Source organism: Amycolatopsis sp. NPDC003861, from assembly GCF_053605405.1.
The window spans coordinates 15,383-32,352 of the sequence record NZ_JBSGJD010000091.1; the positions used below are offsets into that span (position 1 = coordinate 15,383).

15 protein-coding genes, 1 tRNA gene and 3 pseudogenes are annotated in these 16,970 nt (G+C 66.2%); 12 read left to right on the forward strand and 7 right to left on the reverse strand.

Going from position 1 to position 16,970, the window contains the following annotated elements:
• Nucleotides 1-56 precede the first annotated feature (56 nt).
• The 3 genes and pseudogenes from sepX to ACWEVN_RS22815 form a co-directional block, all read left to right on the forward strand.
• Nucleotides 57-890: a divisome protein SepX/GlpR gene (sepX, locus tag ACWEVN_RS22805; protein WP_449682665.1), complete on the forward strand. Its 834-nt coding sequence runs from the start codon at nt 57-59 to the stop codon at nt 888-890.
• 54 nt (nt 891-944) lie between these two features.
• Nucleotides 945-1,017: transfer RNA gene (locus ACWEVN_RS22810), tRNA-Ala, on the forward strand.
• 359 nt (nt 1,018-1,376) lie between these two features.
• Nucleotides 1,377-1,585 (forward strand): annotated as a pseudogene (locus tag ACWEVN_RS22815) (acyl-CoA dehydrogenase); the annotation flags it as partial.
• A gap of 12 nt (nt 1,586-1,597) precedes the next feature.
• Here ACWEVN_RS22815 and ACWEVN_RS22820 read toward each other — a convergent pair.
• Both ACWEVN_RS22820 and ACWEVN_RS22825 read right to left on the reverse strand, forming a co-directional pair.
• Entirely contained in the window at nt 1,598-2,278 is a 681-nt protein-coding gene (locus tag ACWEVN_RS22820) for a winged helix-turn-helix transcriptional regulator (protein WP_452052598.1), read from the reverse strand.
• Nucleotides 2,279-2,360: 82 nt separating this feature from the next.
• The gene (locus ACWEVN_RS22825; RefSeq protein ID WP_452052599.1) at nt 2,361-3,200 is read right to left on the reverse strand and encodes an AfsR/SARP family transcriptional regulator; all 840 of its coding nucleotides are present in this window, start codon (nt 3,198-3,200) and stop codon (nt 2,361-2,363) included.
• A gap of 972 nt (nt 3,201-4,172) precedes the next feature.
• On the opposite strand from ACWEVN_RS22825, the pseudogene ACWEVN_RS22830 reads away from it, so the two are divergent.
• Nucleotides 4,173-4,361, forward strand: a pseudogene (locus ACWEVN_RS22830) (histidine kinase); the annotation flags it as partial.
• Nucleotides 4,362-4,506: 145 nt separating this feature from the next.
• Here ACWEVN_RS22830 and ACWEVN_RS22835 read toward each other — a convergent pair.
• Nucleotides 4,507-4,680, reverse strand: a pseudogene (locus tag ACWEVN_RS22835) (response regulator); the annotation flags it as partial.
• 498 nt (nt 4,681-5,178) lie between these two features.
• Here ACWEVN_RS22835 and ACWEVN_RS22840 point away from each other — a divergent pair.
• From ACWEVN_RS22840 to ACWEVN_RS22850, 3 genes are all read left to right on the forward strand, one after another.
• Entirely contained in the window at nt 5,179-5,973 is a 795-nt protein-coding gene (locus ACWEVN_RS22840; protein WP_452052600.1) for a helix-turn-helix transcriptional regulator, read from the forward strand.
• 186 nt (nt 5,974-6,159) lie between these two features.
• Entirely contained in the window at nt 6,160-6,288 is a 129-nt protein-coding gene (locus tag ACWEVN_RS22845; RefSeq protein WP_378195881.1) for a 3-hydroxyacyl-CoA dehydrogenase NAD-binding domain-containing protein, read from the forward strand.
• 129 nt (nt 6,289-6,417) lie between these two features.
• The gene (locus ACWEVN_RS22850) at nt 6,418-6,921 is read left to right on the forward strand and encodes a helix-turn-helix domain-containing protein (RefSeq protein WP_452052601.1); all 504 of its coding nucleotides are present in this window, start codon (nt 6,418-6,420) and stop codon (nt 6,919-6,921) included.
• 22 nt (nt 6,922-6,943) lie between these two features.
• Here ACWEVN_RS22850 and ACWEVN_RS22855 read toward each other — a convergent pair whose 3' ends face one another.
• Nucleotides 6,944-7,789, reverse strand: a complete 846-nt coding sequence (locus tag ACWEVN_RS22855; RefSeq protein ID WP_452052602.1) for an alpha/beta hydrolase — start codon at nt 7,787-7,789, stop codon at nt 6,944-6,946.
• Between the two features lie 219 nt (nt 7,790-8,008).
• Between ACWEVN_RS22855 and ACWEVN_RS22860 the strand changes: the two genes are divergently transcribed.
• On the forward strand, nt 8,009-8,764 hold the full coding sequence (locus ACWEVN_RS22860) for an SDR family NAD(P)-dependent oxidoreductase (protein WP_449682711.1): 756 nt from the start codon (nt 8,009-8,011) through the stop codon (nt 8,762-8,764).
• A 46-nt stretch (nt 8,765-8,810) separates the two neighbouring features.
• Here ACWEVN_RS22860 and ACWEVN_RS22865 read toward each other — a convergent pair whose 3' ends face one another.
• Nucleotides 8,811-9,215, reverse strand: a complete 405-nt coding sequence (locus ACWEVN_RS22865) for a VOC family protein (RefSeq protein ID WP_449682712.1) — start codon at nt 9,213-9,215, stop codon at nt 8,811-8,813.
• A 182-nt stretch (nt 9,216-9,397) separates the two neighbouring features.
• Nucleotides 9,398-10,999, reverse strand: a complete 1,602-nt coding sequence (locus tag ACWEVN_RS22870) for a (2,3-dihydroxybenzoyl)adenylate synthase (RefSeq protein WP_452052603.1) — start codon at nt 10,997-10,999, stop codon at nt 9,398-9,400.
• A gap of 238 nt (nt 11,000-11,237) precedes the next feature.
• On the opposite strand from ACWEVN_RS22870, the gene ACWEVN_RS22875 reads away from it, so the two are divergent.
• Nucleotides 11,238-12,986, forward strand: coding sequence for a non-ribosomal peptide synthetase (locus ACWEVN_RS22875; RefSeq protein ID WP_452052604.1), 1,749 nt, complete (start codon nt 11,238-11,240; stop codon nt 12,984-12,986).
• 22 nt (nt 12,987-13,008) lie between these two features.
• On the opposite strand, the gene ACWEVN_RS22880 is transcribed toward ACWEVN_RS22875, so the two are convergent.
• The gene (locus tag ACWEVN_RS22880) at nt 13,009-14,205 is read right to left on the reverse strand and encodes a cytochrome P450 (protein ID WP_449682715.1); all 1,197 of its coding nucleotides are present in this window, start codon (nt 14,203-14,205) and stop codon (nt 13,009-13,011) included.
• A gap of 187 nt (nt 14,206-14,392) precedes the next feature.
• On the opposite strand from ACWEVN_RS22880, the gene ACWEVN_RS22885 reads away from it, so the two are divergent.
• From ACWEVN_RS22885 to ACWEVN_RS22895, 3 genes are all read left to right on the forward strand, one after another.
• Nucleotides 14,393-15,169 (forward strand): thioesterase II family protein, encoded by a 777-nt coding sequence (locus ACWEVN_RS22885; protein ID WP_449682716.1) that lies wholly within the window; start codon nt 14,393-14,395, stop codon nt 15,167-15,169.
• 75 nt (nt 15,170-15,244) lie between these two features.
• Nucleotides 15,245-16,474: a pyridoxal phosphate-dependent aminotransferase gene (locus ACWEVN_RS22890; protein WP_449682717.1), complete on the forward strand. Its 1,230-nt coding sequence runs from the start codon at nt 15,245-15,247 to the stop codon at nt 16,472-16,474.
• Nucleotides 16,475-16,594: 120 nt separating this feature from the next.
• Nucleotides 16,595-16,816 carry an MbtH family protein gene (locus tag ACWEVN_RS22895; protein ID WP_449682718.1) on the forward strand — a complete coding sequence of 74 codons (222 nt, stop codon included), beginning with the start codon at nt 16,595-16,597 and terminating at the stop codon, nt 16,814-16,816.
• The last annotated feature ends 154 nt before the right edge of the window (nt 16,817-16,970 follow it).

Consider the following 16,970-nt stretch of genomic DNA (forward strand, 5'->3'; position numbering starts at 1 on the left):
GTTACTCCTGTGACTAACGTGATTCGTGGTGGAAGGATCGGGGGAGGTGACGGGAGATGCCCAGTTCCGTGATCATCGTCGCGCTCGCCGCGGCATGGCTCGTCGTACTCGTGCCCATGGTCGCGCGTAGGCGGCAGCAGGTCGCGAGGACGGCCGACTCGGCGCTCGCGGCCAGGGTCGTGCGCAGTGGACGCAACGAAGACCGGGAGGAATTCGCCATGTCCGACGATCCCGGGAGGTCCCGGCCATCGGTCGAGGACGACCTCGCCGAGCTGGAGGCCGAGCTCGAGCTCGATGACGACGTCGAGGAGCCGGAGCCCGAGCCTGAGCCGCTCCCGCAGCCGGCCCACGGCCGCCGGGCCGAGCGTGACCGCCCCGGCTACCGGCCTGGCCGCGGCGGCTTCGACCCCGAAGCCGCCGAAATCGCGGCCCGGGCCAAGTACAGCTTCCGGCAGCGCATCGTCGTCATCCTGCTCGCGATCGCGGTGATCAGCGGCGCCGTCGCCGGCTTCGTCTTCCCGCTGGCCTGGTGGGGGCATGGCGTGATCGACGTCGTGCTCGTCGGGTACCTGGTGTACCTGCGCCGCCAGGTACGTATCGAGGAGGAGATCCGCCAGCGCCGGCTCGCCCGCTTCAACGGCACCCGAGCGCCGCGGCGCCCGTCTGTTCAGGCTCCTTCGGTTTCGGCTCCGGTGGAAGAGGAACGCGCCGAGGTCGAGGACGTCGAGGTCGTGGAGCCGGTCCGCCGCGAGGTGGTCGAGCGCCGCCCGACCCCGACATCCCGCGTCCGCCGCAGCGCGGTGGTCGTCGACCTGGACGACGAGGACCCCGCGTTCGAGGAGCTGGACGAGCCTGGGACCGGGCCATATCGGCGTGCGGTGGGCGAGTGACCCCCCTGCGTGGGGTGCTCGTGGGGCACTGCTAAGCTCTACGAGCACGACCAAGGGGCTGTAGCGCAGTTGGTAGCGCGTCTCGTTCGCATCGAGAAGGTCAGGGGTTCGATTCCCCTCAGCTCCACCCTAGGGTTCTTACTAGAACAAATGCCTGAATGAAGGCTGCGCAGTAGGACCGCGACGCCTGACGGCGAGCCAGGACCACCCGCATCGCGGGTGGTCCTTTTTCGTTGTACCCTCCGCGCCGGTTGCTGCGGCCCGCTGACCTTGGATGGCGTGGACGATCGCTTGGTTGAGTAGGCGGCGCTGTTGGTCGTTGCAGCGTTGAGACAGCTGGTCGGGCTGTTCGCGTGCGATGTCGCGCAGCTTCTCCTTGACCTTCGTCCGAGGCAGCGTGCTGTCGGCGGCGAGGTCGATCAAGTTCTCCCCCTTCCTTCGGCTCCCGGAGACGTGCAAGCCCTGCCAGCCAAGCGAAAGCGGCAGCTCGGCCGCGTCTGCGATCTGCACGTGCTGGCGGGCGTCGAGGCGGACCTGGCGTGGTTACTCGAACACGGGCGGCTGAGCGCGAGCAGGAGCAAGGCCGTGGTCGCCGCCGTCGACCAGCTGTGCAAGCAACTCCGCCCCGCACGCTGGTCGACGCGTTCGCCATCCCGGAGCAGTTCCTGGCCGCGCCGATGGTGACCGAACAGTGACGGCGGCCAGGGTCAGCGGACGGCGAGGCCCTCCACCGGGGCCGGGGGCGCCGGGATGTGGAAGAGGTCGACGAACCGGTCCAGCAGGGTGAGGTTGCCGCTCGCCCGCAGGATTCCGGCCTCGATCGCCGCCGGCGGGCTCAGCCTGCCGCTCAGCAGCGGCTGGATCGAGCCGACCGGCTCGATGACGAGGTCGGCCCCGGGAAGGGCGCCCTCGGCGACCTTGAGCGCGCCGTCGTCCACGAAGGCGTGCACGATCAGGTCGCCATAGCGGATCTCGAAGCTGACGTTGACGCCCGCCGCGTGCTCCGGCCGGAACGTCGTGTACAGCGAAAGGATCGCGGAGTCCATGGTGAACAGGTCGTCCGGCGCGGGGTCGATCATTGCCCTCGCGCCCCACAACCCCAGCTGCAACAGCACCGGTTCCAGGTCGCGGCCGTACTCGGTGAGTTCGTAGACCACGCCCGCGTCCAGTTGCGGCAGCACGCGCCGCCGGAGCACGCCTGCCTTTTCCAGTTCGTTGAGCCTGCCGGAAAGCACGCTCGGTGGCAGCTTCGGCAGGGTCCGCCGCAGGTCCGAGTATCGCTTCGGGCCGAGCAACAGGTCTCGCACGACGAGCAGCGACCATCGCTCGCCGACGAGCTCGAGGGCGCGGGCGACGCCACAGAATTGCCCGTAGGTTCGACCGGTCATGATGTGCGTCCCCTCTACGCCGGTGAGGGCGGTGTAGGTGTTGTGGTTTGCGTTCGAAAGCTGGTTTGTTCGCGTGGCCCCTTCAGCGGTGCGACTGGTCCGAGAGCAGGACGTGGTGCAGCTCCTGGAGCTCGTTACACGGCTCGAGGCCGAGCTCGCCGCTCAGCCTTGCCCGGAACTGCCGGTAGAGCTCCAGCGCCTCGATCCGCCTGCCGCTGAGGTTGAGCACCCGCATCAGTTGGCCGTTGAGGCCCTCGTCAAGGGGGCTGGCGGCGATCAGCGACCGCAACTCGCCGATCAGGTCGTAGAACATGCCCGCCTCGATCTCGGCATGGATGCGCAGGCGCTGCGCGTTTCGTCGCTGTTCCTCCAGGTCGGAGGCATACACCGAGAGCACAGGGCCGCATGTCACGTTGGCCAGCGGCGGCCCGCCCCACAGGTCCAGTGCCTTGCGCAGGACGGTGGCGGCTTCGCCGTAGTGCTGCCGGTCGAACAGCGCCCTGCCCTCCCTGACCAGCCACTGGAACACGGCGACGTCGACCTGGCCAGGGTCGACGCGCAGCAGATACCCGGGTGCCCTGGTCACGATGATCCGGTCGCCGTCGCTGGCGAATCCGTTGGCTTCGATGTACCTGCGCAGTTGCCAGACGTGTGTCTGCATGGTGGTCCGGCCGCCGCGGGGCGGGTCGTCCGCCCACAGTTCCTTGATGATCAGGTCACCCTGCACGACCTTGCCGGGGCGCATGAGCAGCATCGCCAGCACCTGGAGCACCTTCGGTGCCGTCGGTGCGTGGTCCTCGCCGTCCTTGCGGACCTCCAAGGGGCCGAGCAGGGTGAAGTGCGGCCCACCGTTGGGCTGGCCGGCGAACCCGGCCGAGGCGTCGTCAGATCGGTCCCATAACGCCAGGTCGGAATCCAACATACGTGGCTCCCATCGGTGACTTCCGTCGCTGGTTGACGTCCACCCAGTTCGATGTCGATCCAAGCGAGGGTCGATTCCTGAACATTGGCAGATCGATTGTGTTCGCGGCAGTGCACCGGCCACGAATACCGATTTGAATCCGGCCCGCCGTACCTATGGTCAACGCATATGCGGTTCATGGATTGTGCACTGGTGATATCGGTGCGACACGAGACCAGAATTTCTGGCACGGCACTGACTTTCCCGAACCACCATGAGTATGTTGGTTAGTCACGTGCTGCACAATATTGAGGGGTAATGATGACCAATCGAGTCCAAGAAAGTACGCAGGATGGCAGCAAACACTACTTCGAACAGTCCAGTCGACTGGCCCGCCGAAATCGGCGTCGGGGAATGTGTGCTGGATTCACCTGCGTCGGAAGGGTGATCACGGTGTGCGCCATGCAGGCGGAAGGTGGAAAGCCGTTAGAGCATTCGCGGCAGTCCAGACTGGCGAATGACCCAAGATCGGAATCGCTGCCCTTGCCGAATCGGCAATCGGTTACGAGCGAATCATCTCGACGATGGCGCCGACGTTGGCCATGACGATTCTGACCGTGGTCTTCTGCGTGATCGGCGGGCTGTCGGTGGTCAGCCTGGTACTGGCTTTCTCCGACCCCGCGCAGATCGCGCTCGGTATCACGTACCTCGTTGCCATACCTGCCGATGCTCCAGTTCGGAGAGGTGTGGCACGGCCTCCCGGGATTCTTGATCGGCAGCGTGTTGGTGACGCTGCGTCCTTCCTTCTCGTTATCGCCGGCCGCGGCGATCGTGCTGAGCATGGGGTTGCTGGGGGTGGTCTTCGACCGTCCCCTGCTCAGCACCGGAGACCTGTTGGTGTCCTCGACCATCACCGGTCTGGTCGTATACGGCCTCACCCGGCTGGTTCGCCTTGTCGGCGACCTGCCCGCGGCTCGCGAAGAACTGGCGCGGATGGCGGTGGCCGAAGAACGGCTGCGGTTCGCTCGCGACGTCCACGACCTGGTCGGGTTCAGCCTCTCAGCGATCATCCTCAAGTGCGAGCTCGTCGAACGCTTCGTCACCGACTACCCGGAGCGAGCGCGGGAGGAGTTGGTGGAGGTCCTGGAGGTGGCCAGGAAGGCGGCCGCCGACGCCAGGTCGGTGGCCCGCGGCTCGCATGACCTGTCGCTCGACGAGGAGTTCCGCGTCGCCTTGTCGGTGCTCACAGCCGCCGACGTCGACGTGCGTATCGACTGGGACCACCAAGAGCTGGGTTCGGTGCTGGCCACTGTGCTGCGGGAGGGCATCGGCAGTCCGGCAGGTGCTCGTGAATCTCGGTTGCCGCGGTCAGCCCGTCCTTGCCAGGCAGGTCGATGTCGAGGACCGCGACATCGGCTCGATGTTTCCGCGCAGCGGGGAGGACGTCGTCGCCGGAAGCCACTTCGGCGACCACTTCGATGTCGGGTTCGATGATTGCCATCCGTTCTGTCCCAGCCGAACCACCTGCTGGGTGACCTGTGGTTACGACAATCAGGTGATGCGGCCGGCCCCCAGCGGCCAACCGCGTCCGCGCTGCCCGTGCCATCGGCTGGGTGCCACTGACTTGCCTGGTCTTTGACCCCACTTTGACGTGCGCGAGAACAGGTGGGGTCATGCTAGTTCCCAGACGAGGTTGACGGCGCGATTCGTCGACACAGACGTCGGAAGCAATGACGAGCCGGAACGTCGCCGCACCTCGCGTGGCGCTCCGGTGGGTCGTGGCCGGGGCAGACCACGACGCGAACTGGGGCCGAGCCGCCCGGTCAGGGACGTGCGGTGACTCGGAAGCGAGTGAGAGGCCGCGAGTGAGCACGGACCACAGCAGGTAGCACATCTTTGTCTCCAGGGTTCCGGACTGAGCCGCAAATGCTGGAGTTCATGGGGGAGGCGAGTGGATCCGGCGGTTGCGGATCGTTCTCGAGGACCGGAGGAGAGACCTATGCAACTTGCCGTCCAGCAAGCAATTTCGGCGATGCGCGATCGGTACTTCGACCCCATCACCCTCGGCCAGATAGCGGCTGAGGTGTTCGTCAGCCCCTTTCATCTCTCCAGGGTGTTCGCGGAGCTGACGGGCGTGACGCCGGGCCGTTACCTGACCGCCGTCCGGATGTTCGAGGCCAAGCGGCTGCTGCTGACCACCGATCTCACCGTGGCCGACGTCGTGTGCAGCGTCGGCTACAACAGCGTCGGCACGTTCACCAGCCGGTTCACCAAGGCGGTCGGGATGACCCCCACCCAGTACCGCAGCCCGGAGGTACGCGAGTTGCTGCTCGCCGTGAGCCCCGACTTCCACCGGGTGCCCCCGGCCGAGGCACTGCCCGGCGCGAACGGGCTGCCCGTGCAGGGTGCGGCGTCGATGTCCGCCACGGTCGACCTGCCCGCCGAGGCCGCCCCGGCCAACGTGCTGGTCGGCCTGTTCGCCGAGCGCATCCCGCAGTGCGGGCCCGTGGCGTACGCCGCGCAGACCGGTGTCGGCTCGACCAGGCTGACCATCTCGGACGTGCCGCCAGGGCGGTGGACCGTGCTCGCGGTCGCCGAGGGCGCGGAGAGCATCTACCTCGGCACGGTTCGGCAGCCGGTCGCCATGTCGCCGGGTGGCGCCACCAAGGTGTACCTGCGGTTGCGCGAACTGCAACCGACCGATCCGCCCATCGCGATCACGCTGGCCTCCGACACCTTCCCACGCGGTATGAGCCGCGATCTGGCCCGTCCCGAGCTGCGGATCGCGGCCTGACCAGGGGCGCGATGATGGCGACGACGTTCGGCGCCTGCGCCGCAGGTTCTTGGCCCCGGACGCGCCGGACGACCCCGCAAAGGCCATCCAGGTGCTTGCAGAACCACGAGTTCACCCCAGGATGAACGGGGGAGTGTGCACTCGAAGAGAGGACGACCTCCGAGAGGCGGCCGTACCGTCGATCTCGTGGACCTCCGCACTGTGACCGTGCTCGGCGCCGGCACGATCGGCACGTCGATCGGACTCGCGCTGACCCGCAGCGGTGTGCGCGTCCGGCTGGCCGACCCGACGCCGACGCGCTCGCCGCCGCGGTGAGTCGCGGCGCGGGCGTTCCGCTCGCCCCGGGGCGGGAGGCCTTCAGTCCCTCCAGTCGACGTCGGCGCCGCAGAGCTCGGGGATGAACACTTCTACAAGCGATTACTGATTGGGACTGGAGGACTAATGATGGGGAGTCGGAACTCCGACGTAGTCTTCGTCAGGTGGCCCGCGCAGGCGGACCTGCGGAACCGCTATCAGCTTGAGGGGGTACCTCGATTACTCGTCGTAGAAGGAGGCGCGGTACCGCCGGTCAGCAACGATCCGATTGAAGATTGGGCTCGCCAACCGATATCTCGGGTCGACCTGGATGCGAGGGTCAATGCCTTGCAGAACCGGTTCGACAGCCGCCGGGCGCCGAGGATCGACTCGGCGGGAACGCTGAGTTTCGGAAGTCACTCGATCACGATCTCGACCACTCAGGCCCACCTCATGGCCCTGCTCGTCGAACGCTTCGGCGAAGTAGTGTACCGCAACGAGCTCACGAACTATTTGGCAACGCAGGTAACCACCCTTACAAGGAACTCGCTCGACCTGCATATTATGCGGCTCCGCCGAAGGCTTCAGTCGATCGATCTGTCGATCCGCACCGCGTGGGGCCGAGGATACATCCTGGAGGCTATGAGCTCCTGAAGCAAAGCCTCTGGTGCGGACTTCAGGTGTTGCCGGTCAGCAGCCGAACCAAGGTGCTGCCGACAGGTGTGTCCGGGTTGGCGAGGTCGAACGGCAGGTCGAAGTGATTTCGGTGCGCGAGGACCATTTCCTCGACGGTGATTCCGTTCGCACGTAGGGCAGCGACGTAGTTGTCGTGCTGACGGGCGTACTCCGGTGTCTCGAGTCCGCCACGGGCGACGGTGATCGGTGGCGCCTTGACTGGGGCGTGCTGGACGGGGCTGTTGCGGTGAGCCGATTCCTCCGTGAGGCCCAGTGCATCGTTGACGTAACTGTGCCGGACCGGGTCGAGGTCGTAGATGCCGCTGAGCAGTGTGGCCGAGCCGAACACTTCGGCTGGTGTCCGCCCGTCGGGCAGCCAGCCGTCGGTCAGGGCCATGGCGACCAGGTGCGCACCCGCTGAGCTGCCGCTGAGGTGGATCCGGCCCGGCGCGATGCCATAGGTTTCCGCGTTGTCCACCAGCCACAGCAGGCCACGGCGCACCATGGCCACGATCGCGTCGAGGTCGTAGTTCGGTGCGAGACCGTAGCCCAGGGCAGCGAAGGCCGCGCCGGCGTGCAAGGCGGCAGGCGCGGCGAAGCTCGACTCGTTCTTGCTGAGCTGCTGCCAGTTGCCGCCGTGCACGTAAACCAGCAGTGTGTTGGCGTCGTAATGCGGAAAGAGGTCAAGTTGCTCGACATCGGAATGTCCATAGTGCACGGTATGATGCCGGTATGTGGCTCGGGCGCCGGCGCTACGTGTGGCGTACTCGTGTAGGTAGTACTCGATGTCGGTAATGCACGAGCTGGGCGAGTACTGTCGGTCCAAGTCGCCCCAGATGGTCGTCATTGTCGTCACCCCCAACTAGTACGGTGTCACACGCTAACATTTATCTTGCCAACGTTTCGACTGCTCAACAGAACTCTGAAAGACCGATCTGAAGCATCTTTCAAAGACATTTCGTAGGTGTCGTCGGTGTCGTGGGGCACGTGTAGCGTCTGGTGCCGTCAGCATGCGGCCGGCTGTGGGCGAAGCGTCGTGGAAACTGCAAGTGAGGAGCGTACGCGGATGAGCTTGTCCGGCAGAACTGTGGTCGTGACCGGCGCCGGTTCGGGGATCGGCCGTGCGACGTGTGCAAGGTTGTGCCGGGCAGGCGCGCGGGTAGGCGCGATCGGTCGGCGCAAGGAACCACTGCTGGCTCTGCGCGATGACCTCAGCGACGAGCCCGGTGAGGTGGTGGCGCTGCCCGCCGACGTCGGTTCGGCAGCCGAGGTCGAGCACGCGGTACGGACTCTGACGGATCGGTGCGGTCCGGTGAGCGGAGTCGTCAACAATGCGGGCCTGGCGCGCTTCGCGCCGATCGAGTTTTCCTCGCCGTCCGATCTGGACGCCATGTTCGAAGTGCACATCCGTGGACCGGTGAACGTGCTGCGGGCCTGCTTGCCGGAACTGCGTAAGCATCGTGGCGCGGTGGTGAACGTGTCGTCGGTCGGTGGCGTTCTGGCGATGCCGAACCGATCCCTCTACGGCGCGACGAAGGCCGCTGTGAACAGCCTGACCCGGTCGTGGGCACGGGAGCTGGCGCCACAGGTCCGGGTGAACGCGATCCTGCCCGGCCCGGTCGACACGCCGATGTACGACGACCTGGGGCTTACCGGTCCACAGACCCAGACCCTCCGTGCGGACTTGCTGGCGTCGACCCCGTTGGAGAGGTTCGGCGAACCCGATGAGATCGCCCGGTGGATCACCCTGCTCCTCGATGACGACACGTCGGGGTGGGTCACCGGTGTGCTCTTACCGGTCGACGGCGGCCGGACCACCTGATCCGGCTGCATGCGTTCGCGGAACCGTTGTAGCGAGGCGGTTTCGATCATGCGAAGGTCGTCGCTCCCCACTCGGCGGCGGGGACGTCACGGACGTGCTCGGTGAACTCCCACAGGTGGTTCTCGTGGTCGAGGGCGAGGTACTGCCGTAGGCCCCAGGGTTTGTCGCGGGGTTCGTGGAGGGTTCGGGCGCCCTCGGCGCGCGCGTGGGCGTAGTGCTTGTCGACGTCATCGACCCAGACGATCACCTGAGCCACGGCCGGCACACCGGTGGGCGGGATGGTGAGCCGCCCGCCGACCTTGGCGAGCATGACGACGCCGGCACCGGTGTGCAGGTCGGCGTGGCAGACAGTGCCGTCGAAGGTTTGGCGGAGTAGTTCGCGGAAGCCGAAGACCCGGGTGAGCCAGGCTGCGGCGGCCGGCACGTCGGTGTAGCCAAGTTCGACGACCACTCCGGGGAATCCAGCGTCGGGGTTGTACACCGGCACCTCCGGGGCCAGGAAGGGGTGACGGCCCCTCGTCGACACCTTGGGCCCAGCAAGTCAGGATCCAGGGCGAGGTGATCTTCGAAGGCGACGCCCACGCTTGCGCGGCGAGCCCCCGCGCCGAACTCGGAGCCCGGCGCGGGGGTGTTTCATGCCGCCTGTCTGCCGGCGCCGGGCGGGGTGAGGGCGGCCAGGGCGCGCAGTGCGACCTTGTCTGCCTTGCCTACCGGCGTGCGGGGCAGTTCGGAGACGGACACGAGCTTGTCCGGGATCTTGTAGGTCGCGAGACCGCGATCTCGCAGGAACACCTTCAGGGCTTGGAGTTCGACGCTCTCGTTTCGCAGTACGACGAATGCGTAGGTGCGCTCACCCAGTACTGGGTCCTCGACCCCCACGACCGCCGCGTCCCGGACGCCGGGGTGCGCCATGAGCTGTTCCTCGACCTCCTCGACCGGAATCTTGTCGCCAGACCGGTTGATCACGTCCTTGAGCCGGCCGACGACGACGATGTTGCCGTCCGACCTACGTCGCACCAGGTCCCCGGTTCGGAAGAACCCATCCGACGTGAAGGAGTCGGCGTTCTCCCGTTCGGCACGGTAGTAGCCGCGAATGGTGTACGGACCTCGCGTCAGGAGCTCACCTTCGACGTTGTCCGGTACGTCGTGGCCGGCGTCGTCCACAACCCGGATTTCGTCGTCGGGAGCCATTGGACGGCCCTCGGTGTTGAACCTCACCTCATCCGGGTCGTCGAGCCGAGTGTAGGTGAGGAGCCCTTCGCCGACACCGAACCACTGACTCAGGTCGCAGTTCAGGAACTGGCACGCTTCCTCGGCCTGCACTGGTGTCAGCTTGGAACTGCCGATCTGCAAGTGGACGCCGGAAAGGTCGACAGGCGTCCGCTGCGCGTAGTCGATCCAAAGCCGCACGGTTCCCGGTACCAACGTGGTGAGCGTGACCTGCTCCGCACGGATGAGCCCGATCAGCTCCGCCAGCCGAGAAGTCGGGGCGAGTACGACCTTGCCACCGACGAGCAGCGTTCCGAACAGCCCAGGGCAACCGAGCGCGGCGTTGTGGGCGACCGGGTTCACGGCCAGGTACGTCGACGTGCTGTCGACCCGGAGCGCGTCCGCGGTAGCCAGCATGTTGTACGCGTAGTCGTCGTGCGTGCGGGGGATCAGTTTCGGCCGGCCAGTCGTCCCGCCGGAGAGCAGGAAGAAAGCCGGCTCGGACGGATCGACCTGCGGATACCGCGTCTCCGGCGCGCTGTCGGCGAGCTCGTTCGCAATCAGCACCTGCTCGACCCCCGGGACGGCTTGCTGCACCTCGTGGGCGAGCTGCCGGTAGTCGAAGCCTCGGAACTCGCTCATCACGATCAGTGCGACGGCGCCGGACTGCGAGGCCAGGTGAACGAGCTCGTGCTTGCGATGCCCCGGCAGAGCCAGCACCGGAATGGCACCCAGCCGGAACAACGCGAAAACCACGGTCGCGAACTCCGGCACGTTCGGCAACTGCACGACGACCCGATCGAGCGGGCCGATCCCACGAGCTACGAACTGCCGGGCTACGAGGTCGGAGCGGGCTGCGAGGTCCGCGTACGTGAGCCGCTGCTCGCCGTACACGACAGCCACCTTGGTGGCATGTTCGGCGCAGGCCGCCTCCAGGAGCTCGCCCAGCGATCGCCCTTGCCAGTAACCCTGGCGGCGATACTGCTCGGCGAGTTCGTCGGGCCAGGAAACGCAGCCTTCGAGCATCTCGGCTCCCGATCAGACTAGATATCGAACTGAGGATCAGCGGTACGACAGGCCAACGGTCTTCACCATCCGGCATCCGCCGCCGTCAGGCAATCGTGCTGACAGAGACGCGACAGGAGGCCCGTGTGGGTCGCTGTCCTGTCTCTGTCAGTTCGATGGTCGTCATCGGCCTGGGCTTCTAGGGTCCGTAGCAGGTGCGTCGTCCCTTCCACGAGTCGGCTGATCCAAGGAGTTGACCTTGTCCACGGTTCCGGAGTTGTTCGAGTCGACTGTTGCCCGCTTCCCCGACCAGCCCGCGGTCATCTTCGGTGACATCAGTTTGAGTTACACCGAGCTGAACACCCACGCGAACCAGCTGGCCAGGCGCTTGGTGGCCCTGGGAGTCGGGCCGGATTCCTTGGTGGCGGTCGCCATACCGCGCTCGGACGAGCTGATCATCGTGCTGCTGGCCGTGCTGAAGGCCGGCGGCGCGTATCTTCCGCTGGACCCGACCTACCCCGATGATCGGCTGGCGCACATCATCGACGACGCGAGCCCCGTCCTGGTGATCCGGTCGAGCCAGGTTCCCCGCCTGAGTGACGAGGTGGCCGACTACGTGATCGACGACCCTGACCTGCAGGAGGACATCCAAGGTGAGGCGACCGGCGACCTGACTGACGCTGAGCGGCTGTCTCCGTTGTACACATCCCATTTGATGTACGTGATCTACACGTCAGGCTCCACTGGTACGCCGAAGGGCGTGGCGGTGACCCATGCAGGTACGGGCGACATGCTCGCAACTCACGCGCACCGAATCGGTCCGGGCCCTGGTGACCGGGTGCTGCAGTGGGCGTCGATCAGCTTCGACGCCGCATTTTGGGACATCACCCTGGCGCTTCTGTCCGGAGCCGCGCTGGTCATGGTGTCCTCGGACGACGTCCTGCCGGGAGATCCGTTGCGGGAAACCCTGCTGAAGCACCGGATCACCCACGCGACCTTGCCGCCGGTGGCCTTGAGTGCCACTGACGCCGATGGCGTTCTGCTAGGCGGCACGGTGATGTCGACGGGCGATGCCTGTACGCCGACCTTGGTCCGCAAGTGGGCACCCGGTCGACGGCTCTTCAACGGTTACGGTCCGACCGAGGTGACTGTCGGCTCCACCCTCAGCGGACCGGTCGACCCGGCTGTCGACGAGATCACCATCGGGACGCCTTGGCTCGGCGAGACCGTCCAGGTGCTCGACGAGCGCATGCAAGAAGTTGCCGACGGCGCCGAAGGGGAGCTGTACCTGTCCGGGCCCGGGCTGGCCCGCGGTTATCTCAACCGTCCGAGCCTCACTGCCACCCGTTTTGTCGCCGATCCACAGGGAGCACCCGGCAGCCGGATGTACCGCTCCGGCGACCGCGGCTCGCGTCGGGCTGATGGAGAGTTCCTTTTCTCGGGTCGCGCCGATGCCCAGGTGAAGGTTCGTGGCTTCCGGGTCGAGCTTGCCGAGGTCGAGACAGCCTTGGCCGGTCACGCCGCGGTCAAACTCGCCGTCGCTGCGGTGGAAGGGGAACTGGCAGACGCCCGTGTGGTTGCGTACGTGACGACGTCGCCGGGGGTGGAAGTGACCGAGTCGGAACTGCGCCACCATGTCCGCCGTATGTTGCCGGAATTCATGGTGCCGTCGACAGTCACCCTGCTCGACCAGCTTCCGACGACGCACAACGGAAAGATCGACCGGAAGGCGTTGCGACCGCGCCCCGCCGAGCCCCCTGCCGAACAGCTCAGCTGGCAGGAGGGTATGCCGTACGCCGATGTGCTGTGCGCGATCGTCGCCGAGCTCCTGGGCCTGCCGGTGGTCACCCCGGATCAGAACTTCTTCGAGATCGGTGGGCACTCTGTGCTGGCGACGAAGCTGGCCGCGCGGATCCGGCAGGACCTCGGCATCAAGATCCCGATCCGCTCACTCTTCGAGGCCGGCAGTATCTCGGAGTTGGCGCTAGTGGTGGAGAGGGCCGTCTGACCGGCGACTGAGACGGGTCCGCTCACCGGAAGCTGACGGGCAAACTGCTGTAGCCGAACAGGAAGTTCGAGTAGATCCGCGAGGGCGTGCCAGCCAGCTCGATTGAACGCACCGACTCCGCGAGCGAGGACAACAGGGCCCGCAGTTCCGCCCGGCCCAGGAACGCACCGACGCAGAAGTGGGGCCCGTGGCCGAAGGTGAGGTGCTTGTTGGTCTTGCGTGCCAGGTCCAAGGTTCGCGGATCGGGAAACACTGTCTCGTCGTCGTTGGCCGAGGTGTTCCACAAAGTGACGATGTCCCCGGCCCGGATCTTCTGACCGGCGATCTCCAGGTCGGTGAGCGCGGTCCGGGCAAAGTGCATAGCGGGCGTGACCCAGCGCAGCACCTCCTCGACCGCGTCGTCGAGGGAGGCGACGCCGGCCTGCAGCGCGGCCCACTGCCCAGGGTTCTCGGCCAGCGCTTTGACCGCTCCGATCGCTGACATCCGGGACGATTCATCGCCGCCCAGGATGAGGCTGTAGCAGTTCAGGGCGACCTCCTCTTCGCTGAGCAGTTCGCCGTCGACCTGTGTGCTCGCGATCATGGTGATGACGTCGTCGCCTGGGTTCTCCCGGCGATGCTTGGCGAGATCCATGAAGTAGGAAACGATGTCGTTGCGGGCGATCAGCGAGTCGAGGTCGTCGACCTCCTCGCTGTCCGCGGACAGGGCCAGCTTGTTCCACCTGAGCAGGTCGGCGCGGTCGCCGTCGGGGATCGACAGGAGATCGCAGATCGTCGTCATCGGGATGTGCTCGGCGACCTCGGCGGCGAAGTCGAACGTGCCCACATCGACCACGCTGGCGACCAGACTCCGGGTGCGTTGCTCGACCCGCTCGACCACCGGTCCGAGGACCTTGGGGGAGAACGCCCGCAGCATCAGGTTCCGCAGCTGCTGGTGGCGGGGGCGATCGGTGACGGCGAGCATCTTGCCGCTTGCGGAGTCGTTGCCGTGCAGTAGTACGTCGAGCACGGTGCCGCGCGCCGAGCTCAGGGATTTGGCGTTGCGGTACGCCGCCTGGATGTCGCTGAACCTGGTGACCACCCAGAATCCCGGCAGATCGCCGGGGGAGTCGTGCCAGTAGATGGGATGCTGCGGCCGAATCTCCTGCCAGTAGTCACGGGGTTCGTGCCGGACAAACGTCGCCGGATCCGTGAGATCGAGAAACTCGCCAGCACCCACCTGCGTCTCCTTCAGCCGGACCGTTGTGCGGACAGCAACTGCCAGCGTGACTAGGCGATTCGTCGAGTCCGGGATGTCTTGCGTAGTTCCTTCACCGGTGACTGAGAGCCGAAAGATTTGAGCCTGGCCACCCGCAGAGGTGCAAGGCTCTGATTGAGCACGTCTGCTTGAGCGTGAGGTGGAGGTCATGACTCCTACCGGGAACCGAGGTTGGCTGCGGTGGCCGAACGTCATCCCGCGGCCGGCGATCCGGCTCGTCTGCTTTCCGCACGCCGGTGGTGCGGCCGCGAGCTACGCCGGCTTTGCCAACGAGCTGCCCGCCCAGGCCGAACTGGTGGTGGCCCAGTACCCGGGTCGTGGCGACAGGTTCGCCGAATCCGCCGTGGAGGATGTCCGGCGGATGGCGTCGTCCGTGAGCGCGGAACTCCTGACCCTCGAGTCCCACGCCCCGCTGGTGTTGTTCGGGCACAGTTTCGGCGCTTTGGTGGCCTACGAGACCGCGCTCGCGTTGCAGCGCAGCGGAGTACGCCCGGTGCAGCTCGTCATCTCGGCGTCGCCTCCGCCGCGGCTGGCCGGTGGGGGGGAAACCCATCTCCATGACGACGACGAACTGTGGTCGATCGTTTGCGGCCACGGTGGAGTTGAGCCGGAGATTGCCGCCGACGCCGACTTGCGTGAGGTTCTGCTGCCGATTCTGCGCTCGGATATCAGGGCCAACGAGCTCTACGAACCGCCGGTGAACCCACCCTCGCTCGACTGTCCGGTGATCTGTTACCACGGCGACGGCGATCCACTCGTGAACGAGTCCGAGCTGGTCGAGTGGGGCGAAGTCACCACTGGGTCGTTCTCCGTACGTCGTCGCTCGGGTGGGCACTTCCACGTCTTCTCAGCAGTCGGTGACCTGCTCGAGGACGTCTTCGCCGACGTAGCGATCGATGGTCTGCGGCGTCGGGCGGTGTCGTGAGCATTTATCCGCCCAGCAGCAGTGTCTCGACCTGACAGTGACCGCGCAGCTGACCATGAGTTGGGGAACGAAACGATGAGCCATCCACCTATTGCCACCGCGATTCCGTCGTCGTCGCTGCACGAGATCTTTCGTGCCGCCGACGCCCGCGCGCTGGCCACCGGGGCACCGGTGACCAGACTTCACGTCGGAGAGCCGTACTTCACCTCCCCTCCCGAGGTCGCCGAGGCGATCGCGGAAGCTCAGCGGGCCGGCCGGACGACGTACACCGCTGTCGAAGGTCTTCCGGAACTGCGGCGCGCGTTGACTGCGAAGCTGAAACGGGAGAACGGCATCGACGCGCCGAGCTCGCGGATCTTCGTCACGCCGGGCTCCTGTCAAGGACTGCAGGCGCTGCTGCTGTCGCTGGCCGAACCGGGGACCGAGATCCTGCTTCCGGAGCTGCACTGGCCGATCCATGTGCAGCAGAGCCTGCTCGCGGGTCTGCGCCCGGTGTTCTACTCACTCGACGACAGGTACTTCCCGGACCTCGAATCGATCGCCGAGAAGTCGGGACCCAACAGCCGGATCCTTCTGGTGAACTCGCCGGCCAATCCCACCGGCGCGGTACTGGACGCGGACCGGATAGAGGGTCTGCTCACGCTCGCGCGCGATCGTGGATGGCACGTGATCAGCGACGAGGCATACGAGCACTTCGTGTACGAGGGCGAACATCTGTCCCTGGCGGCAAGTGAACGCCGACTGCCCGTGGAGAAGCGGATCGTGCACAGCGTCTTCACGTTCTCCAAGAGCCTGGCGATGACGGGCTACCGGCTCGGCTACGTCGTGCCGGCGACGGACGAGGCAGCCGCCGGGATGAGGGTGGTGCAAGAGGCCGGCATCATCGCTCCGCCGACACCGGTGCAGTACGGCGGAATCGCGGCGCTGGAGATGCCCGATGCTGCACAGGCGAACCGCAAGTTGGTACAGCAGAACAGAGACACCGTGTTACCGGCACTTCGAGACGCCGGCCTGATCCGCGAGCTCCCAGCCGGCGGGTGGTACGCGATGGTGGATATCAGTAGCACCGGTCTGGGAGCGGAGGCCTTCTCGGCGCAGTTGCTCGCGGAACGTAGTGTGGCCGTTGTTGCCGGCTCGGGGTTCGGGTTGCGTCCGCAGCTCGATGACCGAGGCGCTCTGGTAGCGATGGACACTGATTCCCATGCGGACAACCTCGTGCGGATCGCCTTCTGCGTGGATCCAGACGTTCTCAAGTCGGGTGTGGATGCCCTTCTTGCCTTCGTTGACGAGCGGCAGGCGCGGTGACTTCATGAGCTGCCGCTCCAGGTGATGTTCGCGTGGCATGTACTGGCCCGTTGACAATGCGGCTGAGATCAGTCGCATTGTCAACGGGCTGTTGACCAACCTCAACTCGGGAGCTGACTCATGACTGTGAACCCCTTCGACGACGACAACGGTGAGTTCTTCGTCCTGGTCAATGACGAGGGCCAGCACTCACTGTGGCCGACGTTCGAGGACGTTCCGGCCGGCTGGCAGGTCAAGTTCGGTCCGGCGACGCGAGCCGAGAGCCTCGCCTATGTCGAGGAGAACTGGACCGACATGCGGCCGCGAAGTCTGCAGGAAGCGATGGCGGCCGACAAGGCGTAACGCGGCGAGCAGCCGCTCTGCTCCGCGATCAAGGCGGGTCGGGCATGGCTGCTCGCGACGTGAGTGACGTCCGGCCGCCCGGGCTGCAGCCCCGGCGGCCCGGGGTGCGGCTGCGGCGCCCCCTTAGGACCTGGGGTCCCACCCCCGATCCGCT